Genomic DNA, 14,030 nt, shown 5'->3' on the forward strand with positions numbered 1-14,030 from the left:
CCGGTGATCAGCGTGAACAGCCACGGTCCGAACAACGCTTTCGCATCCTCCAGCGCGGGGTAGGCCGCCTCGACGATGCTCATCAGCATGGGATGGCCGTAATCTCCCGCGCCGGTGTGCAGGTCGAAGCAGGTCACCACCTCGGCGTCCTGCAGGTATCGCCCGACGATGCTGCGCAGGGTGCGATTGGACCAGCTCGGCCCGCTGCCGCCGAAAAACAGCCCATCGGGGTATGCGTACTGCCCCGCCTCGACCACCGACATCAGCCCTGCCCAACCCCGCGCGTCGATCGCTGCCTGAAACAACGCATCCGCCTGATCGCGCTTTGGCCCGCGCAACTGCTCGCAGGCGTAAATCCCGTGGACGTCGGCGTAGGCGCGGTTGTCCGGCAGCGGCTGATTAAAGTCCAGGTAGTTGCGGTTCTGATCGAGGTTGTCCTCGTTGACCCGGCGCATCCACGCCGTGCCCCAGGGGTTGATCAGGTGAATCATCAGGACCGCAACGCCCTCGGGCAGCGCGCGTGGATCAAAACCCTCGAGCCAGCGGCTCTGGCAGTCGGAACCGTAATAGCCTTCGACGCCATGGGTGCCACTCAGCGCCACCAGCACCCGCCGCGCATCCGGGTCGCCCAGCCAGGCGACGTCCGTGGCCAGCGGCTCGCCAAAAGGACCCGACAACGGGTGAGCGTATTCACTCAACCGCGCGCCAGCCGCCGTGGCTGCGGCAATGAAGCGCTCGCGAAGCTGGCGATAACCCGGACGAACTGGGAAAAAGTGGCTCATTGGATGCACTCCAGAATCGATGACACCGCGCGTATGGGCCCGGAATAGACAGCCGGAACGCCGCGCAGAAAGGACACTGCGTCAGAAATGTTACAAGCGGACACGTTTTGGCACACTTCTTTCTAGTGTTTCTCTTGTGGAACGTCAGTACCACGAAACGCTTCGCGTCCAGCCCCGGCTGCCGCGAGTCTACGCTGCCAAACGGTGCGCACCACGCACCCGTGTGCAGGAACCGGACACTACCCCGTCCGAAACAGTGCAGGACGCCGACCAGAAGTCTGGCGTCCGTCGATAAGGAATTCGATTCGTGCCAGACATGCGCATTTCACACCCGATCCGCCCACGCCGCGCCTTGCCTTCTCCGCTGCACGCCTCCGTCAGCGAGCCAGCCATTCGCCCTATCTCCCTTCAGCGCTCCGGCTGAAACCCAGCGTCAATTCGCTGCGGTGCCCCACATTTGTTTTGCGTCATGGCTGTCGCTGTTGCAGCGATCCGGCGGCCACTTTTTATTGTTTCTTTTCGGCACAAATGCGTCTGCTCACTTAACGTTTTGAATATCGCGCAGGATGGATTGCTGTTGATCCACACACACTAAAAACGATCAGTGATCATTTTCAGGAAGTGTGCGCCACTGTTAAACACCATTCAGACCATGACTGACAAGTCACACTTTAAGGACTTAGCGCAATGATCACGTAAGCACTCACGCACCAACTTGCACCCACTTAATCACGTTTGGTGCAGCGCACTTCTGATTGAATCGGAACAGGTCACCGTGCAGACACGCGATGAACCTGAGTGGATAGGTTCGCCTTTTGGTTCAGCAACTTACCCTGCCTCTACAGAGCGAACTGACCCAGACTCGACGAAATTCGCTAAAAAGTTACAGGAATGCGACATCGACCCGCCCCAGCCCGGAAACAGCAGACTAGAGCCCTGCACTGGCATAGCGGTTGCAATAGCGATGATCGTTACGTAGTCATTCTGAAACAAAGACGTACTTCTTCGTACTCAACAAGAAATCAGGGAACTGCAATGTCGTCTCCATAGCCCACGCTGCAACGGCAGTTATAAGAGTGGTTCTTTAACGACCTGCTCCCCAGGCCTCGTGCTTTGCGAAAGCACGGACGTCAACTTCAAACAGGGTGACTTGTTTGAACGGACCCTTATTGCCCTTCAACCACCCGAGGGAGCTTTAATGAATGACGCGGTAAAAACGAAAGCCATACCTGACCCGGCGCCGGACGCACTGTCCATGGCCTGGCCGCGTATTCCTTTCAAGGAAAACACATCGCGCCCGGGTGAACTAAGCCGGACGCACGTGTTGATATTGATTGCCGCCTCGGTCCTTATTCACGGCGCTATCTGGTGGTATATGCAGACTGCAAAAGCCGACGTCCCGGAAGTTGCGCCGCAAGTGCCCGAGATGACGGTGGAATTGACCAGCCCGACACCGCCGACCCCGGAGCCGCCGCCACCGCCGCCTCCACCTGAACCGCCGCCACCGCCCCCGCCGCCCCCTGAACCGGAGCAACCGGTCGAGGACCCCGACGCGGTCAAGCCGCTGCCCAAACCGGTGGAGAAGCCTGTCGAGAAGCCGGTGGAAAAACCCAAGGTCGAGAAGCCCAAGCCGGTGAAGAAACCCGAACCGGTGAAAAAGCCGACACCGCCTGCGCCTGCTGCACCGGCTGCGCCGAGCCCGCCAGCGCCTGCCGCGCCATCACCGTCGCCCGCGCCACCTGCGCCTGCTGCGGCCCCGGTCAAGGAATCGGCGGCGATTTCCGGGCTCGCCAGCCTGGGCAACCCGCCACCGGAATACCCCGGCGCGGCGCTGCGCAAAGGCATGGAAGGCCGCGTGATCCTGCGCATCAAGGTGCTGCCCAACGGCCGCGCCGGCACGGTCGAGGTGACCAAATCCAGCGGCAAACAGGTGCTGGACGACGCGGCGGTAGAGACGGTGCGCAACTGGAAGTTTATTCCGGCCAAGCGCGGTGACACCCCGATAGAAGGCTTCGCGACGCAAACCATCGACTTCAAGCTGCCCGAATGAACCCGGTCAGCCGATCAACAACAACTCTTTATATAGCGGGTGAGGTGTAACCATGAACGAATCGATCTCTTCGATGATTGTCCCCGGCGTACTCTGGGCGCTGGTGGTGTTTTCGGTGCTGAGCTGGGGACTGCTGCTGATCAAATCCGCACAGTACTTGCGCTTAAAGACCCAAAACAAACAGTTCGCCAAAGCGTTCTGGGCAGCACCGGATCTGCTCACCGCCGCCGAGCACTCCAGCCAATATCCGGGCTCACTGGCGCGGATCGCCAACAGCGGTTTCGAAGCCATGGCGGTCGACGAAACACCCCGCAACACGCAGCAGCTCGCCCACACCATCAACCGCTCCGACCGCCTGGAGCGCAACCTGCGCCAGCAGATCCAGAAAGAACGCCGCGCACTTGAAGCCGGTCAGGCCATCCTCGCCAGTATCGGCAGCACGGCGCCGTTCATCGGCCTGTTCGGTACGGTCTGGGGGATCATGGAAGCGCTGCAAAGCATCGGCGCCAGCGGTTCGGCGAGCCTGGAAACCGTGGCCGGCCCCATCGGTCACGCGCTGATTGCCACCGGGGTCGGCATTGCCGTCGCGGTCCCTGCGGTGCTGATCTACAACTTCTTCCTGCGCCGTCTCAAGCTCGCCGTCGCCGACATGGATGATTTCGCCCATGACTTCGACGCCCTCGCCCAGCGCAGCGCCTTCGCCATCAACCGTCAGGCCATCGCCAGCAAGCACAGCCAGACTGTGCGGGAGGCGAGCTGATGTCGTTCTCCACTCAAGACAGCGATGAGGTGCTCAGCGAAATGAACGTCACGCCGCTGGTGGACGTGATGCTGGTGCTGCTGGTGGTGTTCATCGTCACCGCGCCGCTGATGACCAACGCGATCAAGGTCAACCTGCCGAAAACCGACGCCGTCGCCGCCGCCGACAAGAAAGACCCAGTGGTGGTCAGCGTTGATCAGGACGGCAAGTTCTACCTGGCCAAGTCCGAAGTCGCGCCGGAATCCCTGGAGCTCAGCCTCAAGGACGTCAAGGCCAAGGACCCGGAGGTGCGCGTGCAATTGCAGGCCGACACCAACGTCAACTACGGCCAGGTCGCCAAGGCGATGGCGTCGATCGAGCGCTCGGGCATCACCAAGATTTCAGTGATGACGTCCAAATGATCGATACATGACCCGCACCTGATCTGCACCTGAAGCAGGCGCCGCACCCCGCTGCGGCGCTGCGCACCCTACTCCCGATTCACCGCCGTCCGGGTTTTTGCCCCGGAGGGGAGCGGCTTGCTTGAAATAAGGAAATTCCCGAGCGCTACAACCGCCTCGGAGCAACGAGGGCTCACAAGGCCATTTCAATAACATCTGGAATAAGTCGGAAACTACCATGCTGATGAGCTTTCCTGGTTTTACCCTCAAGCCCCTTGTTGTTGCCGTACAACGCCACCCCCGTGCGCTGATCTGCGCACTGGCGGTTGGCATGAGCCCGGCCTATGGCGCCGACAGCACGGACAGCGCCGCCGATGCCGCACCTGGCAGTGAAGCCGCTGTCCCCGCGGCGGCGGTGGCTGCTGCGCCGGCGACCACGCAGCTCAAACGGGTGGAAGTGACCGGTTCGGCCGTGCGCCGGGCCGACGCGGAAACCGCTGTGCCGGTGACCATCCTGCGCGCCGACGAGCTAAAGAAACAGGGCGTGACCACCACCGAACAGATGGTCCAGCGCATCACTGGCAGCCAGTCGATGATGAACAGCGCAGGCTCGGTCGGCGCGTCCACCGGCGGTGCCTCCTATGCCGACATGCGCGGCATCGGCGCCAACAAAACCCTGATCCTGCTCAACGGCCGCCGTCTGGCCAACAACGCCTTGTCCGGCGTCGGCACGCCCAACGGCAGCGCCATTGACCTGAACATGATTCCGTTCGCCGCCATCGACCGCATCGAAGTGCTGCGCGACGGTGCCTCGGCGCTGTACGGCACCGACGCCATCGGCGGCGTGATCAACTTCATCACCAAGAAGTCGCTGACCGACGGCACCCTGAGCCTCGGCGGCGACACCCCGACGGCCAGCGGTGGCGGCGCCAGCAAGGACGTCAGTGCCAGCTGGGGTTTCGGCGATCTGGACGAAGACCGCTTCAACGTCATGGGCGTGTTCAACTACAACAAGCAGCAGAACCTCGACGCCAACGACCGCTCTTTCGACAAGGATTACGTCCCGGGCCGTGGCCTCAACCAGACCTCCGGCACGGCCTACCCTGGCAACTACTATCAGGGCAACAACAGCAGCAACCCCCTCGCACCGAACTGCGCAGGACCGGGCTTGGTGAGCGTGAACGGGCTGTGCCGGTTCAGCACCCGCGATTACATCGACCTGGTGCCGCAGACCGAGAAGACCTCGTTCTTCGGCCGCGCCACCGGCAAGCTGGCGGAAGATCACAACGTCAGCCTCGAATACTTCTTTGCCCGCAACAACAACGCCACCAGCATCGGCCCCGCGCCACTGACCGGCCTGAGCATCGACCCGTCTTCGCCCTACTACCCGGGCAACGGCATTACGCCCGGGCCGAACAACTTCGCCCTCGACCCTACCCAGCCGGTGGACACCGCCTGGCGTGAGACGGCCGCCGGCCCCCGTGGCAGCAAGGACCAGAACACCAACCAGCGCCTGCTGCTGACCTTCGACGGCACCGTCGGCGGCTGGGATTACAACCTCGGCGCCAACTACAACCAGAGCAAGGTCGTTTCCAGCGTGACCTCGGGCTACGTCAGTGACTCCGCCCTCAAGGCCGGCCTGGCCAGCGGTCTGCTCAACCCGTTCGGCCCGCAATCGGCGGCGGGTCAGCAGTTCATCGACGACGCCGCGTACCACGGCGAATACTCCACCGCCGTCGGCCGTGTCTACGGGGTGGACGGGCGCATCAGCCGCGAGATCGGCAACTGGTTCGGTGCCGGCGAATCCGGCCTGGCCCTGGGCGGCGAATACCGCAAGGAAAAACTGCACCAGGATTACGAGGACTTCGTTGACGACATCAACAGCCTGGGCCTGGACTCGGCAGGCTCGGTGTCCGGCGATCGTACCGTCAAGGCCGAGTACGCCGAACTGAACGTTCCCGTCATCGACAGCCTGGAACTGACCGCTGCCGTGCGCCACGACAAATACAGCGACTTCGGCAGCACCACCAACCCGAAATACTCGTTCCGCTTCCAGCCGTTCAAAGAGCTGGTGATGCGCGGCGCGTACAGCGAAGGTTTCCGTGCGCCGTCGCTGTACGAGCTGTATGCCCCGCAAAGTCTGGCCTACAGCCAGGGTTATTACGATGACCCGACGCTGTGCGCCGGCGGGACCGTGCAGCCGGGCGGCCAGGCCGGTCGTGACTGTAATCAGCAGTTCCTCAACCGCAGCGGCGGCAACGCGAGCCTGTCCCCGGAGAAAGCCCGCAACGTGACCCTGGGCTTCGTTTATCAACCGATGAACAACCTCTCCATGGGCCTGGATTTCTGGTGGATTCACATCTCCAATCAGATCCAGTCGTTTCCTGAATCCACCGTGTTCGACCAGTCGGATCTGTATGGCGACCGCATCATCCGCAACGCCGATGGCTCCATCGCCAACATCGTCACCGGCAACTCCAACCTGGGCATCGTCAAGACCAACGGTGTCGACGTGACCCTGGACTACCGCTTCCCGAACACGCCGTATGGCCAGTTCGGTCTGGGGCTGACCGGGACGTACGTCAATCGCTACGACTTCCAGAACATCATCGACGGTCCGTACACCGACAAGGTCGGCGACTTCCAGGGTGATGGCGTGATCGCGCGCTGGAAACACGTGCTGATCGGCAGCTGGACCCTCGGCGACAGCCGTGCCTCCCTGACCAACCGCTTCACCAGCGGCTACAACGACTACGACCGCAGCACCAACGGCACCGTGCCGTCGTACTCGCTGTGGGACCTGTCGGTGGGGCACACCTTCGAGAAGGTGCTGGACGTCGATGCCGGCGTGCGCAACCTGTTCGACCGCGACCCGCCGTTCACCAACCAGGCCTACAACTTCCAGTCCGGCTATGACCCTCGTTACGCCGACCCACTGGGCCGCACGCTGTTTGCGCGGGCGACGTATCACTTCTAAGCGCTAGTCCCCGACGCGCCATTCCTGCGGCGCGTCGGGCTGCTCACAAGGATTGTCCGCATGTCTGCCACCCCCTTTTCATTGCCGCGCCGTTTACCGGGCGTGGCATTGCTGTACTCGGTGCTGTTCTGTAGCTCGCTGATGCTGGGCATTCCCCAGGCCTTTGCCGCGCCGGTGCACGCGCTGACCGTCTATGGCGAAGCGCCGAAATACCCCGCTGATTTCCAGCACTTCGATTACGTCGACCCTGACGCGCCCAAAGGCGGTTCCATGAGCCGCGCGTCCGAGGAGATCGGCCAGTTCAACTACCTCACGCCATACGTCGATCAAGGCATTTCCGTGAGCCAGATCGACACGTGGGTGTATGCGCCACTGGCCTATCGCTCACTGGACGAGCCCTACACGGTGTACGGGCTGGTCGCCGAAAAAATGGAACGCGACCCCGACAATCTGTGGGTGCGCTTCTACCTGAACCCCCAGGCGCGTTTCGATGACGGCACGCCGATCACCGCGGAAGACGTGCGCTACACCTGGCAGACGCTGATCACCCAGGGCAGCTTCAGCTATCGGCCGCTGTACGCCGACGTCAAGGACGCGGTCATCGAAGCGCCGGGGCAGATCCGTTTCGATTTCAAAACCGGCACCAACCGCACCCTGGCGCTGGACCTCGCCAGCCTGCGCATCCTGCCCGAGCACTGGTGGAAGACCCGCGACTTCACCAAGGGCGGCGGCTTCGAACCGCCGCTGGGTAGCGGGCCGTATCGGGTCTCGCGGGTCGACGCCGGGCGCAGTGTCAGCTTCGAGCGGGTCAAGGACTGGTGGGGCAAAGACCTGCCGGTCAGCCGTGGGCTGTACAACTTCGACGCGCTGACGGTGAATTTCTATGGCGATGTCGACGTGGCCCGTCAGTTGGTCCAGGCCGGCAACTTCGATTACAACCGCGAGTTCTCCTCGGCCGGCTACGTCGTTGGCTACACCGCGCCGAGCCTGCAGGACGGCCGTCTGCAGAAGACCATTCTGGCCAAGCGCCGCCCGGTGGCCGGTCAGGGCTTCGTGTTCAATCTCGACAAACCGATGTTCCAGGACCGCCGGGTGCGCGAAGCCCTGGCCATGCTCTGGGATTTCGAGTGGGTCAACGGCCAGATCATGCGCAACTTCTATGTGCGCGAACAAACCTACTTCCCGAAGAGCGAAATGGCCGCGACCGAGCTGCCCGACGCGCAAGAGCTGAGCCTTCTCGAGCCCCTGCGCGGGCAGATCCCGGACGAAGTCTTCGATCAGGTCTGGCGCGCACCGAAGACCGACGGCAGCGGTTACATCCGCGACAAACAGCTCAAGGCCCTCAAGCTGCTGGCCGACGCCGGCTGGCACCCGAAGAACAACCGACTGGTGAACGCCGACGGACAGCCGCTGGAGTTTTCCTTCCTCGATGGCCAGGGCGGTTTCGAGCGGCTGGTGCTGCCATACAAGCGCGTGCTGGCGCAGATCGGCATCACCCTGAATTTTCGTCGCGTGGACTCGGCGCAATACATGAACCGATTGAATGCCCGGGACTACGACATGATCGTGGTCACGCTGCCCGCCAACGGCAATCCGATCCTCTCCCCCGGCCGTGAGCTGTACAACCTGTTCGGCTCGCAAAGCGCCCGCCAGGTTGGCAGTTCCAACGCGATGGTGCTGCGCAATCCGGCGGTGGATCGCCTTATCGACGGCCTGGTCGCGGCCAACAACCGCAACGACATGCTGCATTACGCGCGGGCGCTGGATCGGGTCCTGCTCTGGGGTTTCTACATGATTCCGAATTACTACTCCCAAGGCACACCGGTGGTGTTTGCCAACCGGTTTGGCCGGCCGGCGATCGAGCCGGTCTACGACGTCGGCCTGGAAAGCTGGTGGGAAGTCAGCCGCGTGCCGCTAACCGATGCACAGATGGCTGCGCGTCTGGCGCCCCAAAGCAGCGTCGCGAATACCCATGCTGCACCGATAACGGAGGGCCAGTGACATGTTCGCCTACACCCTGCGCCGGTTGGCGCTGATCATTCCCACGCTGCTGTGCATTCTGGTGGTCAATTTCCTCATCGTGCAGGCCGCGCCGGGCGGTCCCGTCGAGCAAGCCATCGCCCGGGTTCAGGGCATGGGCCCAACGGGCGGCATTGGTGGCGGCGGTGGCGAAGTCGCGGCGACCGGCGGGATCAGCCGAGGCGCTCAAGGGCTGGACCCGGAGCTGGTCGAAGCGATCAAGCACCAATACGGGTTCGACAAGCCGCTGCACGAGCGCCTGTGGCTGATGCTCACCCATTACGCGCAGCTGGACTTCGGCAGCAGCTTTTTTCGCGGCGCCACGGTGACCGGGCTGATTCTGCAAAAGCTGCCGGTGACCCTGTCCCTCGGGCTCTGGGCGACGCTGATCACCTACCTGATTTCGATCCCGCTGGGCATCCGAAAGGCCGTGCTGCATGGCAGCCGCTTTGATGTCTGGAGCAGCACGGTGATCATCATCGGCTACGCCATCCCGGCGTTTCTGTTCGCCATTCTGCTGATCGTGGTATTCGCCGGCGGCAGCTACTGGAGCTGGTTTCCGGCCCAGGGTCTGTTCTCGGACGACTTCGACAGCCTCTCGCCACTGGGCAAGCTGCGCGACTACCTGTGGCATCTGGTACTGCCGGTCAGCGCGCTGGTCATCGGCGGCTTCGCGACCCTGACCATCCTCACCAAAAACAGCTTCCTCAACGAGATCGGCCGCCAGTACGTGGTCACCGCCCGGGCCAAGGGCCTCAGCGAGCAGCGCGTGCTCTACGGACACGTGTTCCGCAACGCCATGTTGCTGGTGGTGGCGGGCATTCCCCAGGCGCTGATCGAGGTGTTCTTCGCCGGCTCACTGCTGATCGAAACCATCTTCGGCCTCGATGGCATCGGCCGCATGAGCTACGAAGCAGCGGTGTCCCGGGATTACCCGGTGGTGTTCGGTACGCTGTTTTTGTTCACCCTGTTCGGCCTGTTGATCAAGCTGGTGGGCGACCTGTGCTACACCCTGGTCGACCCGCGCATCGACTTTTCCGCGAGGAGCGCCTGATGTTCGAGTTTTCCCCGCAAAACCGGCGCCGCATCGCCAACTTCAAGGCCAACCGGCGTGGCTGGTGGTCGCTGTGGCTGTTCGTGGCGCTGTTGGTCATCTGCCTCTGCGGCGAACTGATCGCCAACGACAAGCCGCTGATCGTCCGCTATCAGGGCGACCTGTACTTCCCGGCCGTGCATCAATACCTGGAAACCGACTTCGGCGGCGAGTTGCCTTTCGAGCCGGACTATTCCAGCGATTACGTGCGCAAACTGATTGCCGACAAGGGCGGCTGGATGCTCTTCGCGCCCATTCCGTTCAGCTACGACACGGTCAATTACGAACTGCGCGAGCCCTCACCCAGCCCACCCAGCGCGCGCAACTGGCTGGGCACCGACGATCAGGCCCGGGACGTCATGGCGCGGGTGTTGTTCGGCACCCGCGTATCGATTCTGTTTGCGCTGGCGCTGACCGCCATCAGCACGGTGATCGGCGTGTTCGCCGGCGCGATTCAGGGCTATTACGGCGGGCTGGCGGATTTGATCGGCCAGCGCTTGCAGGAAGTCTGGTCGGGGCTGCCGGTGCTGTACCTGCTGATCATCCTGTCGGGTTTCGTCGAGCCGGATTTCTGGTGGCTGCTGGGGATCATGTCGCTGTTTTCCTGGTTGGCGCTGGTCGACGTGGTCCGCGCCGAGTTCCTCCGGGGGCGCAATCTGGAATACGTCAAAGCCGCCCGCGCCCTGGGCCTCAGCGACGGCGCCTTGATGTGGCGGCACATTCTGCCCAACGCCATGACCAGCACCCTCACCTACCTGCCGTTCATCGTCACCGGCGCCATCGCCACACTGACCGCGCTGGATTTCCTCGGCTTCGGCATGCCCGCCGAAAGCGCCTCCCTCGGCGAGCTGATCGGCCAGGCCAAACGCAACTTGCAGGCGCCGTGGCTCGGCGTCACGGCGTTCTGCGCCCTGGCACTGATCCTCACGCTACTGGTGTTTATCGGCGAAGCCTGCCGTGACGCTTTCGACCCCCGCACATGAGCGCTGCCATGAATGAACCTCTGATCCAGATCCGCAACCTGCGCGTGGCCTTCAACGGTGCCGAAGTGGTGCACGGCATCGACCTCGACATCCAGCCCGGCGAGTGTCTGGCGCTCGTCGGCGAGTCCGGCTCGGGCAAGTCGGTGACCGCGCACTCGATCCTGCGCCTGCTGCCGGCAAAGTCCGTCAGCACACAGGGCAGCATTCGCTACAAGGGCGTCGATCTGTTACACGCGAGCGACAAAGAACTTCGGGGCCTGCGCGGCAACCGCATCGCCATGATCTTTCAGGAGCCGATGACCTCGCTGAACCCGTTGCACACCGTGGAAAAACAGATCGGCGAAATCCTCGCCATGCACAAGGGCCTCAAGGGCAAGGCCGCCCGCGAGCGCACCCTGGAATTGCTCGCTCTGGTGGGGATTCAAAACCCGCCGCAGCGGCTCAAGGCCCTGCCCCATCAACTGTCCGGCGGCCAACGCCAGCGGGTGATGATCGCCATGGCCCTGGCCAACGAACCCGAGCTGCTGATCGCCGACGAGCCGACCACCGCGCTGGACGTCACGGTGCAGCTGAAGATTCTCGAACTGCTCAAATCCCTGCAACAGCGGCTGGGCATGTCGCTGCTGCTGATCAGCCACGACCTCAATCTGGTGCGGCGCGTTGCCCAGCGGGTCTGCGTGATGCGCGCCGGCGAGATCGTCGAACAGGCCGACTGCCAGACGCTGTTCGCCACTCCGCAACACCCCTACAGCCGCCTGCTGATCAACGCCGAACCCGACGGCGAACCGGTGCCCGGCGAGCACACCCAGACGCTGCTGTCGGTGGACGCGCTGAAAGTCTGGTTTCCATTGCCCAAACCTTTATTGCGGCGCGAGCGGCAGTACATCAAGGCGGTGGACGGGGTGAGTTTCGAGCTGTTGAAAGGCCAGACCCTGGGGATCGTCGGCGAATCCGGCTCGGGCAAATCGACCCTGGGTCAGGCGATCCTGCGGCTGATCGATTCCGAAGGCAGCATCCGCTTCGCCAACAAGGAGCTGAGCCTGCGCAGCCAGCAGTTGATGCGGCCATTGCGCAAGCGCATCCAGGTGGTGTTTCAGGACCCGTTCGGCAGTTTGAGTCCGCGCATGACGGTGCAGCAGATCATCGCCGAAGGGCTGCTGACCCACGGCATCGGCACCCCGGCCGAGCGTGAACATACGGTCATCCGCGTGCTCGGCGAAGTCGGCCTCGACCCGGACAGCCGCCATCGCTACCCCCACGAATTCTCCGGCGGTCAACGCCAGCGGGTGGCCATTGCCCGGGCGCTGGTGCTGGAACCGGAGCTGATTCTGCTCGACGAACCCACCTCGGCGCTGGATCGCACCGTGCAAAAACAGATCATTGCGCTGCTGCGGGATTTGCAGATCCGTCACGGCCTCAGTTATCTGTTCATCAGCCACGACCTGGCGGTGGTTCACGCCTTGGCCCACGACGTGCTGGTGATCAGGGACGGCAAAGTGGTCGAGCAAGGGGTGGCGCGGGAGATTTTCAGCCATCCGCGCCAGCCCTACACCCAGGAACTGCTGCGTGCGTCCGGGCTGGATTTCGGCGGACGGGCGTGAGCCGACATACCTTGTGACACCTACTATAATGCCCGGCCACGGCGTATCATCGCGCCCCCTCGATTTCCTGCTCTGGTGCCTGTCATGACTGCCCTCCCGCTCACCTCCGAACGCCGCGGCTGGTCGTTCTGGTGGAAACCCCTGGCGTTCCTGCTGGTGGCTGCCATCGGCTTGTACTACGTCAAGTGGTCGCCGTATTACCTGAAGTCCTTCATCGCGGCCGACACCCATAACATCGGCGGCTCGATCATCAACGACAACCCGGCCACGCCGTGGGCCGCCGCACTGGCGTACGCTCAGGTGTACTTTCTGGCGATCTGGAAAGCCGCGGTGCTGGCAGTGATTCTCGGCTCGCTGGTGCAGGTGCTGATTCCCCGTGACTGGCTGCTGAAAATGTTCGGCCGCGCCGGACTCGGCTCCACCCTTCGCGGCGGCCTGTTCGCCCTGCCCGGCATGATGTGCAGCTGCTGCGCGGCGCCGGTGGCTGCGGGCCTGCGCAAGCAGAACGTGTCGGTGGGCGCGGCGCTGGCCTTCTGGATCGCCAACCCGGTGCTCAACCCGGCCACGCTGGTGTTCATGGGCTTCGTGCTGGGCTGGGGCTTTACGGCGCTGCGACTGGTGGCGGGCCTTGTTTTAGTGATCGGTGTTTCGCTGGTGGCGCAACGCATCTCGCGCCCGGAAGTGGTGCCTGAACAGGCGCTGGAAGCGGTGGCCAACGCCGAGACGCCGGAGGAAGGCAGCCTGCTGGTGCGTTGGGGCAAGACGCTCTGGCAGTTGTTCTGGACCACCATCCCGATCTACGTCATCGCCGTGCTGATCCTCGGCGCCGCGCGGGTGTGGCTGTTCCCTCACGTCGACGGCGCGATGGGCAACAGCCTGTTGTGGCTGGTGCCTCTGGCGATTGTCGGCACGTTGTTTGTGATCCCGACCGCCGCCGAAATCCCGATTGTGCAGACGCTGCTGACGTTGGGCCTGGGCACTGCGCCGGCGGTGGCGTTGCTGATGACCCTGCCGAGCGTGAGCCTGCCGTCGCTGCTGATGCTGCGTAAGTCTTTCGACGCCAAGGTGCTGGTGACCGTTGGGGTGTTGACCATGCTGGTCGGGGTCCTGAGTGGCCTGGTCGGCGCTTTGCTTTTGTAAGGCCAAGATCACAAGCGTCTGCCTGGGGGCAGACTGTTTCGCCTTCGGCGAGTTACTTGGAAAAAGCCCCCCAAGTAACCAAGGGGGCTTGCTCCTGGTTTGGCCCCTCGTACCTCGGGGTTCCTTCACTCCGGTCCCGCTCCGTGGGCCCGCCGCCATCCGCCATCCATGGCGGGGGGCGGCTCTCGCGGCATCCATGCCGCTCGGCCCACTCCGCGAAACCTGCGTTCAGCCTGCACCCAAGT

At 63.2% G+C, this 14,030-nt stretch carries 10 protein-coding genes; 9 read left to right on the forward strand and 1 reads right to left on the reverse strand.

Annotation, left to right across the window (positions count from 1 at the left end):
• Window positions 1-782: DUF2817 domain-containing protein (locus QMX88_RS26105; RefSeq protein ID WP_282373153.1), on the reverse strand; the 782-nt coding region annotated here is incomplete at its 3' end.
• A gap of 1,198 nt (window positions 783-1,980) precedes the next feature.
• Between QMX88_RS26105 and QMX88_RS26110 the strand changes: the two genes are divergently transcribed.
• The 9 genes from QMX88_RS26110 (at window position 1,981) to QMX88_RS26150 (ending at window position 13,785) form a co-directional block, all read left to right on the forward strand.
• Window positions 1,981-2,832 (forward strand): energy transducer TonB, encoded by an 852-nt coding sequence (locus QMX88_RS26110; protein WP_282373154.1) that lies wholly within the window; start codon window positions 1,981-1,983, stop codon window positions 2,830-2,832.
• A 52-nt stretch (window positions 2,833-2,884) separates the two neighbouring features.
• Entirely contained in the window at window positions 2,885-3,592 is a 708-nt protein-coding gene (locus QMX88_RS26115) for a MotA/TolQ/ExbB proton channel family protein (RefSeq protein WP_282373155.1), read from the forward strand.
• Window positions 3,592-3,993: an ExbD/TolR family protein gene (locus QMX88_RS26120; protein ID WP_205483107.1), complete on the forward strand. Its 402-nt coding sequence runs from the start codon at window positions 3,592-3,594 to the stop codon at window positions 3,991-3,993. Before QMX88_RS26115 ends, QMX88_RS26120 begins: the two co-directional genes overlap by 1 nt.
• Before the next feature lie 217 nt (window positions 3,994-4,210).
• On the forward strand, window positions 4,211-6,949 hold the full coding sequence (locus tag QMX88_RS26125) for a TonB-dependent receptor (RefSeq protein WP_282373158.1): 2,739 nt from the start codon (window positions 4,211-4,213) through the stop codon (window positions 6,947-6,949).
• A gap of 141 nt (window positions 6,950-7,090) precedes the next feature.
• Window positions 7,091-8,950 (forward strand): extracellular solute-binding protein, encoded by a 1,860-nt coding sequence (locus QMX88_RS26130; protein ID WP_282373163.1) that lies wholly within the window; start codon window positions 7,091-7,093, stop codon window positions 8,948-8,950.
• A 1-nt stretch (window position 8,951) separates the two neighbouring features.
• Window positions 8,952-10,022 carry a microcin C ABC transporter permease YejB gene (locus tag QMX88_RS26135; RefSeq protein WP_192172032.1) on the forward strand — a complete coding sequence of 357 codons (1,071 nt, stop codon included), beginning with the start codon at window positions 8,952-8,954 and terminating at the stop codon, window positions 10,020-10,022.
• A complete protein-coding gene (locus QMX88_RS26140) occupies window positions 10,022-11,044 on the forward strand; it encodes an ABC transporter permease (RefSeq protein WP_282373160.1) in 1,023 nt (340 codons plus the stop codon). The genes QMX88_RS26135 and QMX88_RS26140 overlap by 1 nt, the downstream gene beginning before the upstream one ends.
• Before the next feature lie 8 nt (window positions 11,045-11,052).
• A complete protein-coding gene (locus QMX88_RS26145; RefSeq protein ID WP_282373161.1) occupies window positions 11,053-12,645 on the forward strand; it encodes an ABC transporter ATP-binding protein in 1,593 nt (530 codons plus the stop codon).
• 84 nt (window positions 12,646-12,729) lie between these two features.
• Window positions 12,730-13,785, forward strand: a complete 1,056-nt coding sequence (locus tag QMX88_RS26150; RefSeq protein WP_282373162.1) for a permease — start codon at window positions 12,730-12,732, stop codon at window positions 13,783-13,785.
• Window positions 13,786-14,030: the final 245 nt, after the last annotated feature.

Source organism: Pseudomonas sp. PS02290, from assembly GCF_029960075.1.
GTDB lineage: Bacteria > Pseudomonadota > Gammaproteobacteria > Pseudomonadales > Pseudomonadaceae > Aquipseudomonas.